The sequence below is a fragment of the Microbulbifer discodermiae genome (assembly GCF_040742695.1).
GTDB lineage: Bacteria > Pseudomonadota > Gammaproteobacteria > Pseudomonadales > Cellvibrionaceae > Microbulbifer.
Genome location: NZ_JBFLAB010000043.1, coordinates 11969 through 37200 on the forward strand (window position 1 = coordinate 11969; position 25232 = coordinate 37200).

A 25232-nucleotide genomic window follows, 5' to 3' on the forward strand; every position below is an offset into this window, starting at 1 on the left:
ACCGTAGCCCCTTCTTCTCCGCTTCTCTGCAGGCTGAACAAAGCGCATGCTCACAACGGCATTTCCGGTACTGGATATTCTGCGGCAGCTGCCTCCCGGGGGCCTGCTACTGACCCCCAACAACCGCCTCCGCAACCGCTGCCAGCAACTGTTCGCAAGCGCACAAAAACCCGGCGCAAGCTGGTCCCCCCCACCGGTGGAATCCCTGCAGGGCTGGTTCGAAAAACTCTGGCTGACACTGCAGCAACAGGGCTGGGGCCCGGCGCTGCGGCAGGTGCTGAACCGGGAGCAGCGCGAACTGCTGTGGCGCCGCGCCCTGGACCAGGGCCTGACTCAGCAGCTGCTGAACAGCCAGCGGCTGTGCGGTTACGCGGACACTGCCCTGGCCCAGTTGATCCAGTGGCAACTGGTTGAAGACATCGAAAGGCCTGACCGGGATTTAGAGCCGCTGCTGGATCAGTTTGCGCTGTCGTTGAGCCGCGATGACTTGCCGCTGTTGAAGCTACTGGAATCCTTTGCGTATTTGCTGCACAGCGACAATGCGATCACCCCGGATCAGCGCGACCAGCTTCTATTGCGGGCGTTTCGCGAGGGGGAACTGTCGCGCCTGCCGCGCATCGATACGGCTGGTTTCGCGCAGATTTCTCCGCTGGCGCGGCAGATACTGGGTGCCGCTGCTGAAGAGGTGGTGGCGCAATTGCCCCAGCCGCGTGCGGCCCAGTGCCACAGGGCCCCGTGCCGGGACCTGAAACAGGAACTGGAACAGGCCGCACGCTGGGTAGCGGCGAAACTGCGCCACAATCCCCGCGCCGGCATCGGCGTAGTGGTCAACAATCTGGGGCAGTGCCGCGCCGAGGTGGAAGCCATCTTCACCCGGGTACTGGAACCGCAGTTTTTCGACCCGGCACAGCCACGCTATACCCTGCCGTTTAATTTCTCCGCCGGCACGCCTCTGGCACAGACTCCTGTCGGCAGCGCCGCGTTACAACTACTGGAGCTACTTCAGGAGGAGTGCAGTTATTCGCAACTGCGCAACCTGCTGTTCGCGCCCTTTTTGGGGGATGACGGGGAGGTGTGGTTGCGCGCCGCTCTGCTGCGGCGCCTGCAAAAGCTGGAACTGCGCCGGATCGATGGCGCCACCCTGCGCTACTGGGCCCAGCGCACGGCCGAGCAGCTGGGCGGGGAATCGCCGCAATTGCCCCTGCAACTGGAGCGCCTCGGCGAATGGCAGCGGCGCTGGCACCGGGCGCCGGCGGAGATCTGGGCCAGGCGTTTCAGCGATGTGCTGTCCCTGCTGCAGTGGCCCGGCCCCCGCACGCCGGACAGCCAGGAGTATCAGCAGTTGCGACTCTGGGAAACCGCGCTGGAGGAGCTGGCTGCGCTGTCCGCCTTCGCCGGCCTGCTCTCCCTTAATCAGGCCCTGCAGCAGCTGCGCCAGATCGCCAAGCGCACGCCATTCCAGGCGGAGACCCGCGACGGACCGGTGCAGATCCTGGGGGTATTGGAAGCCGGTGGCCTGGCATTCGATCACCTGCGCCTGGTGGGCTTCGGCCAGTCGCAGTGGCCTCCTGCCCCAGCCCCCAATCCCCTGCTTCCGCTGCAGTGGCAAAAGCACTGGAAAATGCCCCGCGCCAGCGCCGAACGGGAACTGGAGCTGGCCCGTGAATTGAGCGAAGAATTGTTGCAGGCCAGCCCCGACGTGGTTGTCAGCTATGTTTCCGAAGAGGACGGTGTGGCGCAGGGTCTCAGCAGCCTGTTCGGTACTCCGGCTGTGGCCGGGGGAGTGGATACGGATGCCCTCGACACACACTGCCGGCTACTGGCCACCAGTGTTTCGCTGCAGTCCGCCGGAGAGGCGTCGCTGCCGCCATTGACCCCGGCGGAGTGTGAAGCGGTGCGCGGCGGCGCTGGCGTATTGAAAGCCCAGGCCCTGTGCCCGCTCAACGCGCAATTGCGCTACCGCCTGGGCGCCATCGCCGCAGCCAGGCCGGGGATTGGCCTCAGCCCCGCGGCAAGGGGCAGTATCGTGCACCAGGTGCTAGCGGAGTTCTGGCAGGCATGCGGCGATTCCGCCCGGCTGTGCCAGCTGCAACCGCAGGCCCGGCAGACCCTGCTGGAAACGGCAATAGACAGCGCCCTGCGCGTGCCGGGCCGGCAGTACCGGCACCTGCCGGCCGGTTTCTGGATTACAGAAAAGGAGCGCCTATTGCGACTGATGGATCAATGGCTGGCGGTGGAAACGGCGCGCCCGGCTTTCTCGGTGACAGAAGTGGAGTGGGAACAGCAAGTGGAAATCGGTGGACTCCACTTTACGCTGCGGCTGGACCGTCTCGACCAGCTGGCCGGCGGCGAACAACTGGTGATCGATTACAAGACCGGCCTGCCCAGCCTCAGCGATTGGTTGCAGGAGCGGGTCCGCGACCCACAGCTGCCGCTGTACGCCCTCTGCCAGCCCGGGGCCCGGGCTCTGGCGTTCGGCCAGGTGCGCCAGGGCGGCTGCCGGTGGATAGGCTGTGGCGATCTGCGTCAGCCCATCGAGGGGATCAAGTCCGTAGCTGAAGCGGGGGGGGATTTGCCCGCTGCCGACTGGGAAGCACTGACCGGGCACTGGCGGAGTGCACTTGAGACACTGGCGGACGAGTATCGGCGGGGTGTCGCCACCCTGGTGTTTGACCGGCCCCAGGACAACCTGCAACAGAGTGACCTCTGGCCCCTGAACCGATGGCCGGAACGGGCCCAGGCACCGGCATGAACCGGGCCATCAACAAGCCGGTGCCACAGCCCGCCGATACCCAGGCGCGCCGCCGGGCACTGGATATCAGCGCCAGTTTCGCCGTGTCCGCACCCGCCGGCTCGGGTAAAACCGGTCTGCTCACCCAGCGGATGCTGAAACTGCTGGCCCACTGCCAGCAGCCGGAAGAGGTGCTGGCCATCACTTTCACCCGCAAAGCCGCGGGGGAAATGCGCGAGCGAGTGGTCGAGGCCCTCCGCCGGGCGCGGGATAACCCCCGCCCCCAAAGCCCGCACGAAGCCGTCACCTGGGAACTGGCGACGCAGCTGCTGGCGCGGGACCAGCAGCAGGGCTGGCAGCTTCTGCAGATGCCACAACGCCTGCGGATACAAACCATCGACGGTCTCTGCCGCAGCCTCGCCGTACAATTGCCGATCGAGAGCGGCCTCGGCGCGCCGGGAGACCCACTGGAACAGACCGAGACCGCATTTGAGCTGGCAATAGTGAATCTGCTCGAGGTGCTCGACGAGGAGACCGAGGGTCCGTTGGCACAAGTACTGTTGCATCTGGACAACGACCTGGGCCAGTTCCACAAGCTGTTGCAGATTCTGCTGGGCAATCGCGAACAGTGGCTGCCCTCTCTCCTCAGTGTGGGCACAGAGGGTGCGCGGGATTATTTTCATTTCGTTATCGACGAACTGATCGTTGAAAACCTGCAGCAACTGAGCACACAGCTGTGCGGACTGGCGGGGGAGCTGCTGGTGCTGGCCGATTACGCTGGCACCAATCTGGCCCGGACACACCCGGAGCACCCGATCGCCGGTTGCGCAGGTATAACCGAATTGCCCGCCACAGAGGTGGAGGCTCTGAGTCTGTGGACAGCACTGACCGACCTGCTGGTGACCAGGGAAGGCAAATGGCGCAGCGCGGTGGACAAGCGCATCGGCTTCCCCCCGGGCGATCGGAAAGATCCGGCCACCGCAAACGCCAAGGAGTACAAGGCGCGGTTTAAAGCGCTGCTGGCGGAACTGGCGGACAGACCGGACCTGCTCGGCGCGATTATCGAAGTGCGCAAGCTTCCCGGTAGACTGGCACCGGGTCAGTGGCAGCTACTGCAGGCCCTCGGCCAGGTATTGCCCAGGCTGGTGGCGGAATTGAAACTGGTATTCCAACAGCTGGGAGCCACCGACTATACCGAAGTGGCCCAAGCGGCCCTACTGGCCCTGGGCAGCAGCGATACCCCCACTGACCTAGCCCTGAAGATGGATGTCCAAACCCGGCATATCCTGGTGGACGAATTTCAGGACACATCCCAGCTGCAACTGCAGCTGCTGGAAAAACTGACCGCCGGCTGGGAAGCGGGTGACGGCCGTACTCTGTTTATCGTCGGCGACGGGATGCAGTCCTGTTATGGCTTCCGCAATGCCAATGTGGGGATCTTTCTCAACGCCCGCGCGGGGGGCATAGGTACCGTCGCCCTTCAGCCGCTGGACCTGGCGGTGAACTTCCGCTCCAACGCCGCAGTGGTCGACTGGGTCAACAGGATTTTCCAGCGGGCCTTTCCCGCGCGGGACAATATCAGCCGGGGCGCGGTCCGCTATTTGCCTTCGCGCACACCGGAGGGCGGCGAAGGCCCCGGCCTGGAACCGGCGGTGAGTTTCCACGGCTGTATCAACGATGCCAGCCGTGCTTGCGAAGCGCGGCAAGTGGTGGCACTGGTGCAGCGGCTGCGACAACAGGATCCCCAGGGGCGCATCGCCATACTGGTGCGCAAGAAGAAACATCTGCAGCGAATACTGCCGGCACTACACTCAGCGGGGATCGAGTTCCAGGCACCTGATCTGGCACCCCTGGCCAGCAAAATGACGGTTCTGGACCTGTTAAGCCTGACCCGCGCCCTGCTGGACCCCAGTGACAGAATCAGCTGGCTGTCGCTGCTGCGCGCCCCCTGGTGCGGCCTGCTGCTGCCGGATCTGTACGCAGTGGCAAAGTGGCGCAACGAGGGCCTGCCCCCCACCGACCCGGCGGCCTGCCCCCTGCTGTTGGCGCTCCGCGAGGCGGAACAGATTCCCCTGGTCAGCGACGACGGACGCGCACGCCTGAAACATCTTGCGGCACCCGTGTCCCAGGCCTGGCGGGAACGCGGGCGAAAACCCCTACGCAGCTGGATCGAGGGTTTGTGGCTGGCACTGGGTGGACCGGCCACCGTGGCCCACAAGGCCGACCTGGACAATGTGCAGGATTTCTTTCAGCTGCTGCAGGAGTTCGATAGCGGCGTCGGCATTTCTGACTGGGAGTCGTTTCAAATCGCCCTGGAAAAGCGCTTCGCCCGCCCCGGTGATAGTGCGGGCGTCCAGGTCATGACGATCCACAAGTCAAAAGGCCTGGAGTTCGAGCATGTGCTGATTCCCGGGCTGGACCAGGGTGGCAAGCCCTCCGGAGATCAGTTGCTGCGCTGGACGGAATGGCTCAACACTGCGGGGGAGAGCCGCTTTTTGCTGGCACCCAAAAATGCGCGCGGCGACGCGGATCCGCTGTTCGATTTCCTCAAATACGACAACGGTGAACGGGAGCGTCTGGAGGGTACCCGCCTGCTCTATGTTGGCTGTACCCGCGCCATCGATTCTCTGCACCTGCTCGCCTGCGCAAAACGAAACGAGAAACAAATACAGCCGCTGGCTCCCTCAAGGGCTTCCCTGCTGGCCGCCATCTGGCCATCGGTTGTCACGGGTGAAGGGGCCGGCTGGTGTCACTGGCTGGAAGCGGAGAATGACGACGATGACGTCGATGCCCCCGCCCCAAACCACGACTATTTGCTGCGGTTGCCCTCACAGTGGCAGGTTCCTGCCCTCCCCCGCGGTGAGCTGTTGGCCGCTTTCCGCACCGAGGATTACCAACCCAGGCAAAGTGACGAGGACAACCTTCCGGAATTGGGGCAAGTGGCCCAGCGCTGGCTGCGCCATACCGGCACCGTCGCCCACGAGACCCTGGCCACCATCGCCACCTCAGAGCTGTACCAGTGGGACCAGCAGCGGGTCCAGGCACAGAAGCCGCTGTGGCAGTTGCGGCTGAAGCAACTGGGACTCAGCGGAGACGACCTGCAAAACGCGCTGGCCAAAGTGGAGCTGGCGGTGCGCAATACGCTCCAATGCGAAACTGGGCGCTGGCTGCTGGATCCGAATCACGGCGAGTCCGCCTGTGAACTGGAACTGCACAGCGGCGGCCAACAACTCCGCCGATCGATTATTGATCGTACCTTTATCGATGAAGGAATACGCTGGATTGTGGACTACAAGACCGCCGAACCACCGGCGGGCGAGTCCGAGGAGCAGTTCCTGGCTGCACAGCTGGAAAAGTACCGGGCGCAGCTGGAGGGATACCGGCGGCTGATGATTGCGCGGGGCGAGCGCAATATCCGCTGCGCACTGTATTTCCCACTGTTAAAACAACTGGTGAGACTCCGGGGCCAGGGAACCTTTGATTAATTCAGTTAGTGTCAACAGACCCTGGGTGTCAGCCCCGACCAGGGTTATTTGGTTGCAAATGAAACACTCGCCCAGTGTCCCGCCGGTGGTTAGGATAGCACTCCCTATTTCGCGCTCCTCTGTCCCTGCGGTCGACACCCCCCGGGCAAGGTGCCGGATACCCCCAGAAATCCACTAAATACCGACAGCCATGGCCACACAGCAGTTTGACGATTTAAATGTACTCTCCCAGGAGATCCTGATCAGCCCCGAGCAGCTCAAAAATGAACTGCCGGTAAGCGCGGCAGCGGAAGCCAGTGTAGCCCGCGGGCGCACTGCCGTGCGCAATATTCTCAACCGCAGGGATCACCGCCTGATGGTGGTGATCGGACCCTGTTCGGTACACGATGTCGGGGCCGCGATGGACTATGCCCACCGCCTGAAACAGGTGGCGGATAAGGTCGACGACACACTGCTGATTGTCATGCGGGTCTATTTTGAAAAACCGCGCACTACGGTGGGCTGGAAGGGGCTGATCAACGACCCCTTTCTAAACGACTCCTTCAAGATCCAGGAGGGGCTGCATATCGGCCGCAAGCTGTTGCAGGATATCGCCGAGCTGGGGCTGCCCACTGCCACCGAGGCACTGGATCCCATATCGCCCCAGTATCTGCAGGATTTGATTTCCTGGTCCGCCATCGGCGCACGCACCACCGAATCCCAGACCCATCGCGAGATGGCCAGTGGTCTCTCCTCTTCGGTCGGCTTCAAAAACGGCACCGACGGCGGCCTGGAGGTGGCCATCAATGCTTTGCAGTCCACCGCCAATCCCCACCGCTTCCTCGGGATCAACAAGCAGGGCCAGGTGGCGGTGATCCACACCGCCGGCAACCGCTATGGCCACATAGTTTTGCGGGGCGGCAACAACAAACCAAATTACGATTCCGTCAGCGTTGCCATGTGCGAGCAGGAACTGCGCAAGGCCGGGCTGGCACCCAACATCATGGTCGATTGCAGCCACGCCAATTCCAATAAAAATCACGAACTGCAGCCACTGGTGGTGGATAACGTCACGCACCAGATACTGGATGGAAATCAATCCATTATCGGCATTATGGTGGAGAGCAACCTGAAGGCCGGCAACCAGAAGATTCTCGATGACCACAGCCAGATGGAGTACGGCGTATCTGTCACAGACAAGTGTATTGACTGGGAAACCACCGAAACACTGCTACTGGGGATGGCCGAGTCCCTGCGCGAACCGCTGAGAGCGAGAAAATCCTGATCCGGCGAAAAGCCGCGGCCACCCGGGCCGCAGAAATGCGACCCGGGTTAAATGGTCTAAAAACGATGGGTCAAGGACAGGTCCGCGTACCGGGGTAGCTCCGGAAACACCAGTGTAGAACCAAAATAACCACCCTCGAAGACCGGCGCCCAGTTCTCTTCGTCAGTCAGGTTGAAGATATCCAGTCGCAATGCAGTCTGCTGTTGGTTAAACCGATACTCCACATTCGCGTTGAGGGTAAACTGCACCGGTATTTCCACGGTTTGCAAATAATCCAGCGGATATTCGCCGGTAACCACTGCGGAACCGCCGACAGACCAGGCTGCGTTTAGGCGATAGCCGGTGGCTGCCGAGGCACTCCACTCGGGGATGCCTGGGACACGCGCATCACTCGCCGGAAAGGCGGTAAAGTTCGGTGCCCCAGCGCCTGTGCCCTCAATAATATCGGGGCGGGAATTGTCAAAGGCGTCCGCCACCTGACTGGCGTCCTGAAAAGCCGCCGAGTCATCGAAATGGGCATCCAGATAGCTGGCGCCCATATTGGCCCACAGGCGTTCGCCCTGGTAGGCCAGCTGCAACTCTACACCTTGGGTGCGAATACCGGAATTACTGCCGTCGCGGTTGCGGAGGCTGCGAGTCTGATCAAACAGTGTGCCTTCCGCGTACCAGTTACCGCCCTCCGGCTGGTATTTGACACCCAGCTCATACAGCTCGTTTTCGGTGGCGAAATTCAGCGGATTGATTCTGTTGTCGCCACCCAGGACGTTACCACCACCCAGGCTGTTGGAGGTGGACTCCTGGTAGGCTGCAGTGGCGTATAAGGTCAGAGTGTCCTGCGGGCGATAGTGCAGGCTGGCACTGCCGGATTTGAGAAAATCACTGTGGCTGTCCTCCGCCGCCCGCACGCCCTCGGGCGCCAGGGGGTCGCGCGCCTCCACATCGTACCAGTCGCCGCGCACCCCGGCGGTAATCCACACCTCGTCGGTAAGATCCTGCCGGTGCTGCAAAAACAGGCCTGATTGCAGGCTGGTGGAATCAGTGGTGTCCGACAGGTTGAAATCACCCGCACCGTCACCGTCCAGGTCATACTGTCCTCCGGGAGAGACAAAAACGCCGGGACGCAGTTCTACCAAGCGGCCCTTTTGCGCGTCGGTCAACGGAATCCGGCGATTGCTCAGCGGGCCTGTCAGGTCCACCGGCAAATCCGCCTCGGTGGTGAACTGGCTGTAGCCCAGCACATCGTTATAGCGCAGGCTTACACCGGCAACCGTATTGCCAAAATACCATTCACTGCGGTTTTCGAAGGTATCCGCGCCATCTATGATCTCCACGAAGCTGTTCTGGGCGATTTCCTCGCGCTCCAGGTGCTCGTAGTAAGTCCGGTTAATAAACTCCACTTCGTCGGTCAACTGCACCCGGTACAGCGAGTGCAGCAACAGTGTCTCAGCGCCGTTTATGTCCAGTGGATCAGTGTAAACATTGCTGCGGTCGATTCTCACCAACCCGGTGGGGCTGACCACAGAGCCAGCGCCAGGAACCCGGGAACCATTGGGTTGTACACCTTGCCCCTGAATATAGAGTCCGTCGTCAATCAACTGCTGTGTGGGCCTGTTGATACCGGCGTTGTCGGTCCATTCAACGTCATAATACTCCAGGGACAACAACCACTCGGAGTCGTCATCGGGACGCAATAAATGAGAGACAAACAGGTTATCGCTGTCGAACCCACTGTAGTCGTAGAAGCTGCCCTCATCCCGATGCTCGTAGCTGACACGTAACCCACTGCGGCCCTCTATCAGCGGGGTCGAATAATCCACCTGGGTGCGATACCTCTGCCACTCTCCGGCCCGCACTGTCACTTCTCCGGCGGAGTCGGTCAGACTGGGTCTCTTGGGCTGCAAATTGATAAAACCGCCGGTACGCTGTGTGGCGCCCAATAAAACTGGGGGCATACCGCGCACCACATCCACCTGCTCCACACTGTTGAAAGAAAGTGGAATACCGAGTCCGTTGTTGCCGGCCTGGCGGCGCAACCCCAACTCAAACAACTCGCCGAGCTGGCCCCGCAAGGTGGGTAGACTGGGGGCGCCAAAGCCGGTGGCGGAATAAGTATTTGGAGCGACACGCTGCAGATCGCGGATGTCTTCCACCGCCGCCGCTTCCAGCAGCCAGCTTGCCACAGGCGTCACTGAGCGGCCTATATCCGCGCTACTCAGCCCCACACCAAAGCTGTCATTGATCTCATCTCCACCCGGCGCCGACCTGGTGGATGCTTCGCGTTCACCAACCACTTCGACCAGCTCCGGCGCCTCCCCGTCCTGGCTCTCAACACTCTGAGCCAGCACTGGCAGTGCCAAAGACGCAGTCATAGCCGCCATCAAAGATGGCGAGACATAGCGGTATCTCGTTCCCATTTCTGTCCCCAGTAAATTAACGATCAAACTTGCAATTCCAATGCCGGGCCCACTATCGCCACCCATCGGTGCCGCAAAGGCGGGCTGGACCCGGCTGCCAATAAAAGATTCCCGATAACCTGCCTGACCCATCGGCCACAATATCCCGGGCCGCGGGGAGTCAAAGTCGTTCAGCCGGCTGACCGCCGCTGAATCCCTCCCTCTGTCGCCGGGAATCCGTTTTTATTACAGTTTCCATCTGCCGGTTTCTACAGGCGCCGCCGATGGTATAGTGACCGAGAGCTACCGCCAAGTCCCGTCTGTCATTCCCCGCTAGGGAACTGCCCCTGACAGCTGTGCCTAGGGCCTGTTCACCCTAACTGAAATAGTCCTGCTGCTACTGGTTTTGTGGTCTGCAAGGCAGGAATTGCGCAGTGTGGTGGGTCCACATAAGCAATTTCTAACGCCGCAGAGCGCGAAACCAGCAGCAGCCCTTTGGGTTGTGCCGGCAAAGGCGCCACTCTTCCTTGCTCGTCGCTCATTTGGAACAACCAAACCACGCTCCTCTTGCCTCGATTGGCACCTTTTCTGTCACAACAGGGCCAACTCAGTTAGGGTGAACAGGCCCTAACAGGTCACTTGGGCAGTTCCCGGGAATGAAATTGACCGGCTGCTGATTTGCAGTCCCGCCTTCATGGACACCAGCAAGCCCCCGGCTCCACTGCGACCAGGATGCACGACAATGGTCAGCCACTGACAGTCCAAGCCCAACATTTGAGCACAAAAGCGCTGAAACTCACCACTGGCGGAAATTTCATCTCTTTTTGTGTAGCCTTGTGAAAAACCAACCACCGCGTATTGAAGGCATTTCATGCCTTTTGGAGCTTTATGCCTTTATACTTGTCGTAAGCTACAAGTCGCCACGGCCGGGTATGTGATTTCGCGGCAGTGGGGCGCCTTCTGAAGTAGGACGTTTAAAGAGAGTATTTATGCTGACCAATCGGTTCACCGCACTGTTCTCAGGCTTGCTGTACCTCACAATTCTCACCCTTCCCTCCATCTCTTCAGCGGACGTTGAGAGGCTACAGCCAGAACCTGACCAGGGCAGCACAGCCCGGGAGATAGTCGGCAAACTTGAAATGTTGCACTACAACAAACTCAAGCTTGGCAACGACATGTCCGGCCACCTCTGGGACAAGTACATCGACGCGCTGGACCCCACCAAGAGCTACTTTCTCGCATCCGACATCAGTGAGTTCCGCGATCATCGCACCCTTCTCGACGACGAATTACGCAAAGGCGAGATCACAACCGGGTTTGCAATTTACAATCGTTACCGGCTGCGGGTGACCGACCGACTCACCAATATAGTGTCACAACTGGAACAGGGGCTTCCGACTTTTGACTTTACCCGCAACGAAAGCCTGTTGCTGGACCGGGAGGAAAGCCAGTGGCCCACCTCCATCAGTGAAGCCGACGAGCTGTGGAGGAAACGCCTCAAATCCAGTGTGCTGAACCTGCGTCTTACCGGCAAAACCGACGACGAGATCCGCGACCTGCTCACCCGGCGCTACCACGGTCAGCTGAAGCGTGTCGAACAGCAGAACAGCGACGACGTATTCGAACTCTATATGAATTCGCTTACACAGCTTTACGATCCGCACAGCAACTATCTCTCCCCTCGCTCTCTGGAGAATTTCAACATGAGCATGTCCCTGTCCCTGGAAGGGATAGGCGCTGTCCTGCAACTGGAGGACGAGTACACCAAGGTAGCGCGTCTGGTAGCGGGTGGCCCCGCGGACCGCAGCGGTAAGATCAAGCCCAACGACAAGATCGTCGCCGTGGGCCAGGACAAAGAAGGTGAAATGGTCGATGTGATCGGCTGGCGCCTGGATGATGTGGTGGATCTGATCCGCGGCTCCGCCGGCACCTATGTTCGCCTGGAGACTGTGCCGGCTGGAGGCGACGGCTCCCACCGCACTGTGTTGATCAAGCGCAGCAAGGTAAAGCTGGAAGATCAGGCCGCCAAGAAAGCCACTTTTGAGTTTTCCAACGGCGACAAAATCTACAAAGTCGGGGTAATTAACCTGCCGACTTTCTATATAGACTTTGAAGCCTATCGCCGGCGCGACCCCAACTACAAGAGCACCACCCGCGACGTCGCGCGCCTCCTGAACGAACTGCAGGAGGAAGGCGTGGACGGCGTAGTTCTGGACCTGCGCAACAATGGCGGTGGCTCGCTGCAGGAAGCCACCATGCTCACCGATCTGTTTATCGATCAGGGACCGGTAGTGCAGATCCGCCATGCCAATGAGCAGATATCGCGGCACAACCGCTCCCGTTCCAGGGCCATGTATCGGGGCCCACTGATAGTGCTCATCAACCGCCTGTCTGCGTCGGCCTCAGAGATTTTTGCCGGCGCTATCCAGGACTACAACCGCGGCCTGGTGGTGGGCAGCAAATCCTTCGGCAAGGGCACTGTGCAGACTATGGCGCCGCTTAAAGACGGCCAGCTGAAAATCACTCAGTCCAAGTTCTATCGCGTATCCGGTGACAGCACCCAGCACGCCGGTATAACCCCCGACATACTAATGCCGCAACTCATTGATGCGGACAGTGTAGGGGAAAGTGCTTACGATACAGCCCTGCCCTGGGACCGTATCCATTCGGTGCCCCACGCCAAATATTTCAATCTGAAAACCCTGATTCCGGACCTGATCAGCAAACACAACCAACGCACTACCACCAATCCGGACTTCGTCTATCTGCGCGACCATTTTCGTTTTGAGGAGGATCGTGCAGACCGCAAGCTGATATCGCTCAACGAGACCACCCGGGAAACGGAGAGACAGAACGTAAACCATGAGCTGCTGGCAATGGAAAACCGTCGTCGCAGCGCCAAAGGGCTAGAACTCTACGTGGACTTTGAAGCCTTCGAAAAGAGCGAATCAGAAGATGTTGCCACTGTGGGGGGACCGGTGGAGATAACGCTGGAGGACGACCCTATCCTGAGTGAAACCGGGTATATAATGGCGGACTTCATCGGTCTCTATAACAAAATGAGCAAAACTCCGCCCCAGGTTGCCAACTTCTGAGGAAATGCAGTTGGCTGCTGATTGAGGGTAGCAACTGACTTCAACGTGTGAGAGTGCCGCCTGGTCGGCACCCTTCCGCGATACAGCGACCACTCTGCAGGGCCTGCGGCAATTAACCATATAATCAAGCTTCAGTTCCGGCTATAGGCCTGAACTTCAGGGTCGACTCACGCGGCTCTGCTCCAATCCAGGGAAAATACAGAATGAAAGTCGTTTCGTTCAACGTCAATAGCGTCCGTGCCCGCCTGCACCAACTCGAAACCTTGGTGAAGGACCATTCACCTGACATCATCGGTCTGCAGGAGACCAAAGTCACCGACGAGGACTTCCCCCTGAGTCAAATCCGGGATCTCGGCTACGAAGTCGCCTTCTTTGGACAGAAAACCCACTATGGCGTGGCCATCCTCTCCCGCCTGCCCTTTATCAACAGCGAGTACGGCTTTCCAAAGGATGGCCCCCAGGCTCAACGCCGGCTGCTGGTAAGCAGGTTCGATATAGGCGGCAGCACTCCGCTTACAGTGATCAACGGATACTTCCCCCAGGGTGAAAATCGGGAACATCCGGTCAAGTTTCCCGCCAAGCGCAAATACTACGCCGATCTGGACAACTACCTTGCGCAGAACTGTGATCCCGGCGCGCCTTTGCTGGTGATTGGCGATATGAATATCTCTCCCACAGACCAGGATATCGGCATAGGCGAACCCAACCGCAAACGCTGGTTGCGTGACGGCAAGTGCAGCTTCCTGCCGGAGGAGAGAGAGTGGCTGGAAAAAATTCAAGATTGGGGCCTGGTAGACACTTTCCGCGACCTACACCCGGATACCAGCGATGTTTTCAGCTGGTTCGACTACCGCAGCCGGGGCTTCGACCGCGACCCCAAACGTGGTCTGAGAATTGACCTGATTCTCGCCACCCAGTCCCTGGCGGAGGCTTGCGTTGGTGCGGGAGTCGATTACGATATCCGCGCTATGGAGCGCCCCTCGGATCACGCCCCTATCTGGGCCCAGTTCAAACTTTAACAACCTGTTGCCCCGAACAGGAATATTCGAGCTGCAAATCAAGCGTACAACAGCTTGATTTGTGGCGGCGGGTTTGCAGTCCGGGATAAGAAAAGCCAGGAAAGACTTTTCCGGCAGCCTCTCCAGGAACCTCTGGCTAATTCAATACTGCCTCAGTGGAGCCTGTTGTACCTTTTGGCACGGCGCTGTGCGAAAGTCAAGGATGGTTGCTTTTTAGCAGGCTGTTGAAATTCGAAGAATTTCAACAGCCTGCCAGGGGTAGAGTTTATCAGATTTTCTATACTAATCAACAGGTTAGGTAGGGTGTAAATCGAGATATGGGAGCACATAAATCCGGATCAAAGGCCACTTTAACTGAATCAAAATAGCTTTGTACCGGCAAGCTGTAGTGCACTGCATCGCACCTTTATCTGGATTGGAATTAACCCCCGTGCATTCCGAATCTTTTCATATGCCGGCCAACTGCTTTAGAGCGGAACCACTCCTCCATTTCTGAGGAAATCCCAATGGCAGTATCAACAATACTTTTGACTGCATCCCTGCCCTTGGGCGAAAAAAAGTTCAATCCAAACCATCCATCCAAAAATGGTCGACGATATAACCTATACGCCTCCGGCAATGCCGAGGCGTCCGCCTGGTGCCTGTCCAAATGCTGTCCCCAGGGCAGCTCAACCCCCTCCTTGGGGACTATGCCGAAGTTAATGACAAACCTTGCCGCACCATACTTGTCAAATTGGACTTCGATAATCTCTATATCCCCATTCCTGTCTTTTTTCAGGCGGCCGAGAGGGAAAGCCGTTTCGAGCTCCGCCCCTTTTTCATCAGACCCAAGAGAAACCAGCCCGAAGCCCTTCTTCAACCAGGGTTCCAACAAACGACTAGCCAATTCTTCTATCAGCAGTTTCCGAAGATCTCCGTGGTCAGTCTTCAATACTCAAGCCTTCCTTAAATTCATTATTAGCCGGGCTATAAAATAGAAGGCCTATAGAAACAACTCAAAATTCTCAATATTTAACTCTCCGCCTTTATTAAACAGCCAGTCTACTTTTCTCAATAGTATTTTCTTCTGCCCCACAGGCCATTCCATTTTTCTTTTATATTCAATAGTACCAATACGCCCCCGGTGAAAAAAAACCTCTATTGTTAAACTATTTTTGGGGCAGATATCTCCCGAAACTTTAGCCTTATACGCAAGAAAATAATCCTTTTTATTCTCTAACAATATATTATCCCAAGACTTAAAATAGGTATCTCTTGCTTCAAAAAGAGTAACTATTCTACCATCTGGACTACGCTGAATTAAGTCCAACCTGTTTAGCTGTTGTAGAAAACAGTCTTTATTCGCCCCTTCCATAGAAGCAAGCATATTTTTCAAGACCACCACTTCCAAGTCATAAAGATAGGTTTTCCCCCCATGTACCAGCTCATACCAAATACTTCTCAAAAAATCCCTAATCATTAGTTTGAACACTCGCAATCACTGGAACCTAAACTACTACCAGCCGCATTTCCAACAGCGCCGCCAGCTACCGCACCTTTGTAGACATTTGGTATACGATCCAACTGTTGAACCGGCCTGGACCATTTGCTACCCCAATTTAGATGTTCGCCCTTTACATTGCCATATGCATAAGGATCATGCTTGTAATGTCTTTTCTTGGATACATAGTTGCCATTAAATTTATTTCCGGATTTTAAGAATTTTTTTCCCGTTTTACCACTAAATCCAGGCCAATTTTTTGCCCTGCTTGGAACCCAGTGACTAAATTGCTTGCCTTTCCCCGCTGCTCCAGCCAGCTTAGCACCCAACCCTGCCCCCACGGCACCCAAAGCAGCGGAGGCCGCCACCTGCCCCAAATTTATACAGCGAAAGTTACCACCATTTTGTGCAAGCTGTAATCCTATATCTAATAGAGCCCCGATACCTGCACCCACCAGGAAGTTGGCAAATTCACCAGTGGGATCAATAAGCATTAGTGGACGGTTATACACATAGCTGTAAGTATTTGGCCCGTCGTCCAGTCCAACCGGGTCACTGGTAACATAGATGCCCAAGCTTGGGTCATAGTATCTCGCAACATTATACGACAGACCACTCTCAGCATCCTGATATTGCCCTGCAAAGCGCAGATTATTGTTAATTAGAGAAATTGTTTCTTCGATCTCACCAAAAGTAATATAGTTGCCTTGCCAGACAATATTGCCAGCAGCATCAATAATCTCATGGGCAGTTCCCAGGTGATCTCTCAAATAATGATAAATTTGCCCTGCCTCAAAAAAACCCAGGGGAGTCATATCCCCTACAATATAACGTCTTTGCACACCATTAGTGCTTTCACCAATTAAATTAACGTCTTCCCAGTAAAACTGAGTATTAGTATTTGTAAGATTATCTGTTTTCAACCACCGCCGTTTCAGCGGACCATAAGAATAACTGTAGTCTTTTACTGGCGCGGTGGATGTACTATCAGGATAATTTTGATAACGGACGAGCTGATCCGAACTATTATATGTATAGCGCTCTACTTCACCGGTAACCTTATTATTCTTCTCCGTTCGATTGCCGTTGACGTCATAGCTATAAGTAAATTCATCATCTTCTAGAATACGATTAGCCACATCAAATTGTGCATTATTATTTTTTCGATTACCTAGCATATCATAGCTAAATTCTTCAGGTGTGGTGGGTGACTGGACATCTGTCACACGGCTGACGTCATCGTAACTATAATTTCTTGTTTCACCCGCAATACCCTGCCACTGACTAATGCGGCTAGCTTGATCATATTGATATTGATAATTGCGCTGATTCACTCCATGGCTAATATCGGTTATTTGGTTAGCAACATCATATTGAATCCTAGTATCATTAGCTCCACTGCGCCCCAGTACTGTTAGTTGCTCAAACGCGTCATACGTATATTGGTAAGTGGAGCCGCTCACATCCAGTTGAGTCATTAAACCTCTCTGATCAAATTGATGTGTCTGAGTTATTCCTAAACTGGTTAACTGAGTTACCTCATCTTCTGTATTGTATTGGTAAGTTGTAGCTTGCCCATTGACAGTTTGGCTGATCTTGCGACCGAAACCATCGTAAGCCATCGTGACGGTACCTGTATTATTACTGATACTCGTTAACTCATCTCTAAGATTATAGCTATAAGTATAGATATCCTCACTACCAATAGTACGTCTCGTAATTCTCTTGGCAGCATCATACGTCAAACTAATCATCACATCATCAGGGCGCTTGATCTGTGATATTAAATTATCACTACGATACTGATAATTATGCGTTGTACCGTCGTAAAAAGTACTCTGGTTCATTCGCCCAAAATTATCATAACTATATTCTACGGCTTGGCCGTTCGGCGCCACAATTTGCGTAATTCGGCCTGCTGCATCGTAGGAATATGTAGTAGTGTTACCATTACCATCCGTAGAAGAAGTCATACGATCCATTATATCGTATTGGTAGTGCATTACTTCGTTCTCAGGATTAGTTATTTGCACGATATTATTTAAAGAATCGTATTCAAACCGGGTTTCGCGATTCAGTGCATCTGTTTGCGATAAACGCATTCCCTGCGCATTGTAAGTCAAGCTCGTTTGATTTCCTAAGGCGTTCGTATTTGTCAGCAAATCACCTTGGGCTGTCCATGTCATCGACGTCACTGCATTAGTGGGGTCGGTAATACTTAAAGGATTCCCATTCGTATCATAATTGATAGTAGTGGCTCGCCCGGTTCTCGAAATAATCGATATGGGCCAGGGCTTTTCATTATCATAGGTATTAGTTACGACTCCTCGTGTATCAGACTGTGTCAGTAGGTTACTATACTGATCATAGGTATAATTGTATTCCGTTCCCAACGGGTCAACCATTCTTGTTAATAAACTGTCACTATCACGATCATAAATCCAGGTACGGTTTAGGGGAGCTGCCACTTGGATAGTTTGCCCGGACTCATTATAGGTAAATATCCAGCGACTATTTCTACTGTCTGTTTTAGTTACGCGGCGGTTGCTACTATCATACTGATAACTGAACTTATCCTCATGTTCTTTATGGGAAGCGACCCGCTCTCCGCTATAAGTGATTTGTGTTTCAACCACTCCGGTTTCATCTGTCACCCGCGTCAATTGACTATAAACCTGACCATCGCCAGTGGCCTGGTAGGGTTGATAGGTGTATTGACGAACTCCACCCAACGGGTCAGTAACCGAGATCAGATCAGCGTTCGCATCATAACCGTAGTGCCATACTCTACCCGTATGGTCACGAATCATGGAAACCAGGCCATTCGTATTATATTCGTACGTAAGTGAACGGCCATTGGTATCAGCTTTTTGAGTTAAACGTCCTTCAATATCGTAAGTGTAATTAACCGAATTGCCATTTCGATCGACATCCGACTGTAATTGACCTGACTCACTGTAAATAGCATAACTCCCATCACGGCGTTCCAGGCGGCCTGTTTTGTTCGCCTGCAGGCTCACCACGTCAAATAAACCTGGGGCCGAAAAAGTGCCATCGGCTTGCTCCGAATAAACATAGCGCTTGCCATTGGGTAGACGACGAATAAATTCTCTTACCTGTGTGGTAAGGTTGCTCGTTTCATCCACTTCGTAGCGCACAGTATAAATTAGTCCCCTATCACAACTCATACTCCAGCCATTGCCCAATAAACCCACACGAGGGTCATGGGAATTATAGGTGCGACTCACCGATAAAGCCGGACGGCCTTTGAGCACTATATCTGTTTCACTCCAAATCAGTTGCCCCGTAGCCAAATAAACTGGAGAACCCGTACTATTGCCATTGCAGGGATCATTTTCACACTCTGGCCCTTCACAAGGACCGGGATCTACGGGGTCATTGGGATCGGTGGTATCGTGACCCTGATCCCAGGGAAAATGGAAAGCGGACGCTGGTGAGATCGAAAACAGTCCGGCAATAGCAAGCACAGCCACCAGGAAACTGATCAAAGCCGGGTTGTTCTCTCGCTTTGCTCCAATACATTTGAACGACATGATCAATCTCCTTTTTTATTGACTGGCCAACGCCTGAATGCGAGCGGATACCTGTTCGAGTTCACGGGCAATACGCGCATATTCGGCCTGAAGCCCGGGATTCCCGTCCAGCCAGTGATTAATTGCCTGGCGGTTGCGGGTAGCCCAGGCAACGGCCTGGGCGGAGGTGGTGCCAAAATCCGCATAAATGGCTTCCACGGACTGTCGGGTTTTACTGTCCTGGGCCAGTTGCTCTGGCCGGTCAGCCCTGCTCTGAAGCAGATTCAGGCGCTGGCGGACACCGTCCAGGGTGGCTTGTCGCGCCAGCAGATCCATGGCTATATAATGCTCGACAGTGATCTCCTGAGCCTTGGAAACAGTGGGGAAAACCGCACAAACCAGCAGCAGAAATACCGGCGCAACTATGGGTCGTATGAGTTTTGACATCGGCGATTCTCCTTAATAAAAGACGCGTTGCAGAGCGAAAACGGTGAGGGATTCGTAACCTGTCTCATCGATGCCGGATACCCCGAGGCGATAGGTGCCAGGGGCTACAAAGTCGCCGTTATTGTCACGGCCGTCCCAGGTGAGAAGGTTGTTGCCGGCACTCAAACCCGGATAGCTGAATTCCGCTACGGTAGCACCGCTCTCGGTATCGTTGATCACAAGCCGGGCACTGCCGGCGCGGCTCAAGTCCACCTGAATCTCACTGAAGTTGCTGGAGATATCACCGCCCGCTTGTGTGGGTTGATAGATAGAGGGAGAGGCACTGACGCTCCTTACATGCACGCCGCTACGTACGTAAATGGCATTGTTCGGCAATGTGTAGGCGAAGATACCAAAGAGGAAGCGGTCGCCGGGAGGCGCCTCAATCAACTGGCCGTCCGCATTGTCTCCATTCCAGACTATTTGATGCGAGCCGCGCCCCAATGGCTGCCGCTGCAGGAAAGTCACCAGGCGCGTATTGACATTAAACAGGCCCATAAAAGCAGTGACTTCGGAAGCGCGATTCAGGGTGAAGGTAATATCCAGTGGATCGCCAGCCAGCGGAGAGAAGCTGGAGGGGATACGGCTTCGGGGTGGATTGCTCTGAATCCCGCCACTGGTCAGCGCCAGATCCAGGCGCTGTACGATGCCGTCGACACGGTACAGTAGAATCACCCGGTATTCCCCTTCAGTCACCGTCTGCCCGGCATCGTCGCTGCCGTCCCAGCTGTCCTGATAATTGCCCGCCGCGCGCTCCGCAAAGGGCACCAGGGTGCGTACCTGCTGGCCATTGCGATCCTCAATCACCAGGCTGACCTCGGTATCACCGCCAAGCTCAGTGCCAATAGTGACGGTTTCCCCGATCAGGGGATCGATGGTATCGATACTCACATTCAGGGACAGATCCGGCTCCACGAAGATTCTGGCCGCATCCTCCGCCTGCAGTCCCCCGGTATCCGCTACCCGCACGCGTGGATAGAAAGTGCCGGGTGCACTGTAAACAAAGTTCAATGAGCCAGTGGTAGTAGTTTGATCAACCGTGCCGTCGCCATCCAGATCCCATTCGTACTGGGTGATTCCACCACCATCCGGATCGCTGGCCGTGGCGGTAAAGTTGACACTCAGGGGCGGCCTGCCAGTAGCTGGAGAAACTGCCAATGTCACCGTGGGGCTGCCCGTAGGCAGAGCATTCACCTCCAACGTCGGTATGGTCAAAGTGGTGGCAGCACCGAGATTATCGGTGACCCGCAGGCGCGCCTGGAAAGAGCCCTCTGTGGTATAGGTGTGAGACACACTCCCCGTAGCTGTAGTGGTGTCGAAGGTGCCATCACCCTCGAAGTCCCATTCGAACTGGGCAATACCATCACTGTCGGTGGCGGTGGCGGAGAAAGTGACAAACAGTGGAATCTGCCCATTGGAAGGCGTCAGGTTGACAGTTACCACCGGAGCCTGGTTGCCGACCGCAATTAAAACACTTCCCGTGGCCTGCTCCCCCAATCTGTCGGTCACCCGCAGGGTGGCATCGTAGTTGCCCGGCGTCCTGTAAGTAAAACTCTGGTTACGACCTACGGTTTCACTGCGCTCGAAGACGCCGTCACCCTCGAAATCCCACTGATAGCGCACAATTGCGTTATCGGTGGTGGCGTTGGGGGTAAAGACCACTGACAGAGGCGCCGCACCACTGGTCGGTTTCGCGCTGGGCAAGGCAGCTAAAACGTCTTCCAATATGCCAATATAGTGGCTGCCGTCCTGATCGGTGACCACACTGTCCCCCAGCCCCTGTGCGGTGACTTGGGCCAGGTTTTGATACTGTCCTTCGATGGCAGTGCCGGAAAGCTCACAGGTATGGGACTGGCCAACCGTCAAAATGGGAATTTCACAGACACTGGTCTCCGGCGCTCCGGCGGGCTGTACCTGCTGGTCCGTGACCACAACGTTGGATAAATCAACGTCTCCCCTGTTGGTAACCACAAAGGACCAGTTTACGGGGTCTCCGACGTTGATTTCGGGTCCCGGCGGGCTATCTGCGTCCAGGCCCTGGGTCGCTTTTTCAAGCTCGACGGCAGGATTGCCCAAAGTGCCCAAATAATGACTGCTGTCTCTGTCTTTTGCCCAGTGCCACCAGCGGTTACCGTAGGCCACCGCTATGCCTGTGTTGCGGTACTGGCCCTGTATGGCGACACCCTCCAGGGTACAGGTCTGGCTTTGACCCCGCTTCAGCTTTTCAATGGTGCATACCCGGGTGACGTTGCCAAACCAGCTCTGCGATCCCGGTGCCCGATCAAAGACATGCACCCGCCGCAGTGTGGCTTTGCCGGTATTGGTGACTGTATAGGTCCAGGTAACGGGGGAGCCAAGCAGGATTTCCGGCCCCGGTGGCGCATCCGCGTCCTCGCCATTGGTGGTCGTTTCGATAGAGACGTCGAACGCCGGGCTCCACCAGGCCCCATAGGCGGAAAGCGGGAGCAGCAGTATCAACACCGAGGGAGCAACAAACCAACGCCTGAATTGTGCCGGTTTCAGTGCCGAGAATAAATTACCCATGATATTTCCCCTCATCAATCCGACCCCCGTCCTTTTCAAATTGATTGATTTTTTTCAGCCTGAAGAAATCTCTAACCTGTCTTGAAGTGATTACCCATCCTGTAAATCTGGCGTTTCAATAGTCAAATTCATACACTGGAAGGCCGCCCATGAAAATCCGTGCAATTACACCGAATCGCTTGCCCCTCAAGGGCTTTCGGCCGGCGGCGGCACATCCTTGTATCGCAACAGCCGGTCAACCCATTGAGTTGCCCGGTTAATAATTCCTCTATTTAGCTCATAGCAGGTTGTTGAAAAAGGCATCCTGCCTGTTTCAAAACACGAAAAGCGAAAAATGTGATTTTCACTTTTCTCCCAAAATCAACGACTTAGGCGTCGTCGATTTTGCCGGAACATCCATATTCCGGTACCAGGCTGTCGAAATTCTGCGAATTTCAACAGCCTGATAGGTCCCGGTGCGCCTCTCCGCCTGGTTTCTGAAAGCCCCGGTAGCCTGACAGCTTATTTAGAGGCCCGGAGGTAGGTGCAGCCGCCTGGAAATAACATCGGGTAAGCAGGGTGCAGAGAGAGGAAAGTATTGCTGCAAGGTGGACATAATCCGGGCGCGAAGCTGTCGCCGGCAAAGAGACAGAGGCGATTAAGAGAGAAGCGAAGCATCGCATTCACTGGACCCTGTGTGGATTGTTATTTTTCCAGCAAACCTGACGCCGAACAGGTAAAAATATTCGCCAGGATTTCAGGCAACAACATCATTCCCAGGTATTTTCAGGCTCCGGTCAAAAATAATATCCGGATCACTGCAGCAGCCATTTCTAAATTATTCCACTACTAGAAATTATATGGCGGCCTAACAGCCATACACTAGCACCCATCCTACATCTATGTATCTCACAATTTACGGTTTTGACCCTACTACACAAGTATTTCAATTAAAATACCGTTATTGCAGTAAAGGCGCTAAATCACACCTATTCGGCAATAGTTTTTCCAACCGATATGTGTAACTTGTCTCCAAGGGGGATTTCAGTAAAATTCGTGTAGCTTATGACAAGTTATTTATAGGCCATAAAGGCTCTTTATCGAGCACCCCAAAGTGAAAATTTTGGCAATACTTTCTGAACTAGCTGCACCTCAGATCAATTGGGGAAGAAAATAACGACAACGCAGCGATAATAGTTGAGGTCTATTCCTAAGGAAAAATCAGGTTTTTATGCAGCAGCCCCGCGCAGAAATCCGAATAGGATTCCTCAAACCGATCCAGAACCGGTATTACACTGCAATCACAATTAGCCTGACATGCTCAGCGAGCAGGATTCCAGAAGTTTAGCTTGACGAGGTCGATACTTGACCGAGTTGCCGGAAGTCCAATTGGGGAACGTCACAATGCCCAGACGTGAAAAGGATCAGGAGCAAAGCCGGGAATTCTCTGATTAAGAAGTAGACAAAAGATTGGAATATTATCACCCTGGACGCACTCGAGCCGGACCGCAACTGGACCTACTTCTAGCATACTCCAGCCAGCAGCACAGCCTGAAGTGCGAATACCGCCGAGAACTTACGCAAACACCTGTAACTTGCTCAACTGGCAGCAGCATAGGGCGAAAATGACAATCCTGATCAGCCGACAGCTATGCGCGCAAAAGCATGGGGCTGATCAAGCTTAAAAAACGAATAGCGCATGAAAAAACTGCTGCTAGGGCCTGTTAACACTAATTTTGATAAAATCTGCGTTTATGGAAATCACAAAATCGCAATTCAAAATTATCGAACACCTGCTGCCTTTCCAGCGAGGTAACGTCAAAATACCGAATATACAGGTCATAAACGCTGTTTTGTATGTGGCTGAGCATGGTTGTAAGTGGCGAGGGCTGCCTGAGCACTTTGGTAATTGGCACAGCATCTACACCCGTGTAAATCGCTGGGCTAAAAATGGTGTATTGGATCATGTCTTTGGTGTCCTTCAAGATGCCGATGTGATCAACATTCAAGTGGATGAAGTTTCTCTGGATAGTACGATCATTCAAGTCCATCCAGACGGCACAGGCGCATTAAAAAAAACGGCCCACAAGCCATTGGAAAATCAAGAGGTGGATGGTCAACTAAGATTCACATGGTAGCGGCAGATGACCGCACTGCACTGACCTTTTCCTTGTCCCCCGGTCAATCTGGCGATGCGCCAGAGGGCCGTAACTTGCTGAAGAGGCTAGAAAACTGCGGTTGGGAAGGTGCCAGCGTCATCATGGATAAGGCCTACGAAGGCAATGATACTCGACAACTCGTTTTGGATTTAGGTATGACGCCTGTCGTACCTCCGAAGGTCAATCGACTGACACCTTGGGAGTACGACAAAGAGATGTATAAAAAGCGAAATGAAGTAGAGCGTCTGTTTCGCCGCTTGAAAGGTTTCCGAAGAATATTTAGTCGATTTGATAAGTTGGATGTCGTTTTTAAGTTCTTCATCAACTTTTCATTGATCGCTGACCGGCTAATTAGTGTTAACAGGCCCTAGCGACTATTAACCTGGCAGCTTATAATAGGTGTCAGGTTAATAGTAAGCGAGACAATCAGCCGATCCAATAGGTTAGCGATCTCTCAAGTTTATATAATTATCTGATTCCTTAAACTTCTTTTTAAAAGAACGTAGAATAGACTCCGAGAGGACAATCAGGATAATAGTGCCCAAAGCAACCAACCTAAGAATTTTGTGTTTCACAAATGTAAACGACTAGGGAAATAAAGTGATTAGCATACTTAAAAAAATGTTAAAGAAAGGGTTGAAATTACCTCTCCAATTTGTGAGACGGCACAACGCAAAAAAGCTTTTGCCTCACATCACATCACATGAAAATCTGAAGCTAAAAGCAATAGGAATCGCCATTCAAGAGGCTCTAACCAAAAATCTTTCCTCAGAGGAACAGCAAGCAATTTCTTTGATTGAAGAAAGGCGAGCTTCCCTTCTTAATTCGGGCAAGAAAATTGTTGTAGTTGACTATGGGGCAGGCTCTCCAAATTCGAACAGAACAAAGAAGGAAATGGAGATAGGAGTGCAATCAACAGCACTAGGGAACGTCTGAATAACTCAACAATCGCTACGGCAGTATCAGTATTTTCTGGTGCGGGCCTGAATTTGACCAAAACAACCCTGAGATTGTTTGTTTTTTCACCTGGAATCTACTTCTCAGCAGATTCCAGGTGCACTGGC

At 54.7% G+C, this 25232-nt stretch carries 13 protein-coding genes; 7 read left to right on the forward strand and 6 right to left on the reverse strand.

The features are described from left to right. The first annotated feature begins 46 nt into the window (after positions 1 to 46). The 3 genes from AB1S50_RS14350 (at position 47) to AB1S50_RS14360 (ending at position 7480) form a co-directional block, all read left to right on the forward strand. Complete coding sequence (locus AB1S50_RS14350; RefSeq protein ID WP_367151549.1) at positions 47 to 2752, forward strand: PD-(D/E)XK nuclease family protein; 2706 nt, start codon at positions 47 to 49, stop codon at positions 2750 to 2752. After that, positions 2749 to 6216, forward strand: coding sequence for a UvrD-helicase domain-containing protein (locus AB1S50_RS14355; RefSeq protein ID WP_367151550.1), 3468 nt, complete (start codon positions 2749 to 2751; stop codon positions 6214 to 6216). The genes AB1S50_RS14350 and AB1S50_RS14355 overlap by 4 nt, the downstream gene beginning before the upstream one ends. Positions 6217 to 6406: 190 nt before the next feature. Further along, complete coding sequence (locus tag AB1S50_RS14360) at positions 6407 to 7480, forward strand: 3-deoxy-7-phosphoheptulonate synthase (RefSeq protein ID WP_367151552.1); 1074 nt, start codon at positions 6407 to 6409, stop codon at positions 7478 to 7480. Positions 7481 to 7536: 56 nt separating this feature from the next. Here AB1S50_RS14360 and AB1S50_RS14365 read toward each other — a convergent pair whose 3' ends face one another. Continuing rightward, positions 7537 to 9894 (reverse strand): TonB-dependent receptor, encoded by a 2358-nt coding sequence (locus AB1S50_RS14365; protein WP_367151554.1) that lies wholly within the window; start codon positions 9892 to 9894, stop codon positions 7537 to 7539. Between the two features lie 968 nt (positions 9895 to 10862). On the opposite strand from AB1S50_RS14365, the gene AB1S50_RS14370 reads away from it, so the two are divergent. Both AB1S50_RS14370 and xthA read left to right on the forward strand, forming a co-directional pair. Beyond that, positions 10863 to 12968 carry a carboxy terminal-processing peptidase gene (locus AB1S50_RS14370; RefSeq protein ID WP_367151555.1) on the forward strand — a complete coding sequence of 702 codons (2106 nt, stop codon included), beginning with the start codon at positions 10863 to 10865 and terminating at the stop codon, positions 12966 to 12968. 203 nt (positions 12969 to 13171) lie between these two features. After that, positions 13172 to 13987 carry an exodeoxyribonuclease III gene (gene xthA / locus AB1S50_RS14375; RefSeq protein WP_367151556.1) on the forward strand — a complete coding sequence of 272 codons (816 nt, stop codon included), beginning with the start codon at positions 13172 to 13174 and terminating at the stop codon, positions 13985 to 13987. 421 nt (positions 13988 to 14408) lie between these two features. Here xthA and AB1S50_RS14380 read toward each other — a convergent pair whose 3' ends face one another. Genes AB1S50_RS14380 through AB1S50_RS14400 form a run of 5 tightly spaced genes read right to left on the reverse strand, consistent with a single transcriptional unit; the run spans position 14409 to position 22030 of the window. Further along, positions 14409 to 14918 (reverse strand): DUF4304 domain-containing protein, encoded by a 510-nt coding sequence (locus AB1S50_RS14380; protein WP_367151557.1) that lies wholly within the window; start codon positions 14916 to 14918, stop codon positions 14409 to 14411. 51 nt (positions 14919 to 14969) lie between these two features. Beyond that, on the reverse strand, positions 14970 to 15446 hold the full coding sequence (locus tag AB1S50_RS14385; RefSeq protein ID WP_367151558.1) for a hypothetical protein: 477 nt from the start codon (positions 15444 to 15446) through the stop codon (positions 14970 to 14972). Further along, positions 15446 to 19021 carry an RHS repeat-associated core domain-containing protein gene (locus AB1S50_RS14390; RefSeq protein ID WP_367151559.1) on the reverse strand — a complete coding sequence of 1192 codons (3576 nt, stop codon included), beginning with the start codon at positions 19019 to 19021 and terminating at the stop codon, positions 15446 to 15448. Before AB1S50_RS14390 ends, AB1S50_RS14385 begins: the two co-directional genes overlap by 1 nt. Before the next feature lie 15 nt (positions 19022 to 19036). Further along, positions 19037 to 19447 carry a hypothetical protein gene (locus AB1S50_RS14395; protein WP_367151561.1) on the reverse strand — a complete coding sequence of 137 codons (411 nt, stop codon included), beginning with the start codon at positions 19445 to 19447 and terminating at the stop codon, positions 19037 to 19039. Positions 19448 to 19459: 12 nt separating this feature from the next. Then, positions 19460 to 22030, reverse strand: a complete 2571-nt coding sequence (locus AB1S50_RS14400) for a PKD domain-containing protein (RefSeq protein WP_367151563.1) — start codon at positions 22028 to 22030, stop codon at positions 19460 to 19462. 1733 nt (positions 22031 to 23763) lie between these two features. Between AB1S50_RS14400 and AB1S50_RS14405 the strand changes: the two genes are divergently transcribed. Together AB1S50_RS14405 and AB1S50_RS14410 are read left to right on the forward strand one after the other, a co-directional pair. Then, a protein-coding gene (locus tag AB1S50_RS14405; protein ID WP_367151565.1) for an IS5 family transposase occupies positions 23764 to 24539 on the forward strand; the annotation gives its coding sequence in 2 pieces (ribosomal slippage) (positions 23764 to 24079 and positions 24079 to 24539; 777 coding nt in all). A gap of 229 nt (positions 24540 to 24768) precedes the next feature. Next, complete coding sequence (locus tag AB1S50_RS14410) at positions 24769 to 25104, forward strand: hypothetical protein (protein WP_367151567.1); 336 nt, start codon at positions 24769 to 24771, stop codon at positions 25102 to 25104. The last annotated feature ends 128 nt before the right edge of the window (positions 25105 to 25232 follow it).

Coding starts and splice junctions, on each gene's coding strand:
- xthA (WP_367151556.1), top strand. CDS start 13,172: ATGAAAGTCGTTTCGTTCAACGTCAATAGCGTCCGTGCCCGCCTGCAC.
- AB1S50_RS14360 (WP_367151552.1), top strand. CDS start 6,407: ATGGCCACACAGCAGTTTGACGATTTAAATGTACTCTCCCAGGAGATC.
- AB1S50_RS14400 (WP_367151563.1), bottom strand. CDS start 22,030: ATGGGTAATTTATTCTCGGCACTGAAACCGGCACAATTCAGGCGTTGG.
- AB1S50_RS14365 (WP_367151554.1), bottom strand. CDS start 9,894: ATGGGAACGAGATACCGCTATGTCTCGCCATCTTTGATGGCGGCTATG.
- AB1S50_RS14370 (WP_367151555.1), top strand. CDS start 10,863: ATGCTGACCAATCGGTTCACCGCACTGTTCTCAGGCTTGCTGTACCTC.
- AB1S50_RS14390 (WP_367151559.1), bottom strand. CDS start 19,021: ATGTCGTTCAAATGTATTGGAGCAAAGCGAGAGAACAACCCGGCTTTG.
- AB1S50_RS14385 (WP_367151558.1), bottom strand. CDS start 15,446: ATGATTAGGGATTTTTTGAGAAGTATTTGGTATGAGCTGGTACATGGG.
- AB1S50_RS14350 (WP_367151549.1), top strand. CDS start 47: ATGCTCACAACGGCATTTCCGGTACTGGATATTCTGCGGCAGCTGCCT.
- AB1S50_RS14395 (WP_367151561.1), bottom strand. CDS start 19,447: ATGTCAAAACTCATACGACCCATAGTTGCGCCGGTATTTCTGCTGCTG.
- AB1S50_RS14355 (WP_367151550.1), top strand. CDS start 2,749: ATGAACCGGGCCATCAACAAGCCGGTGCCACAGCCCGCCGATACCCAG.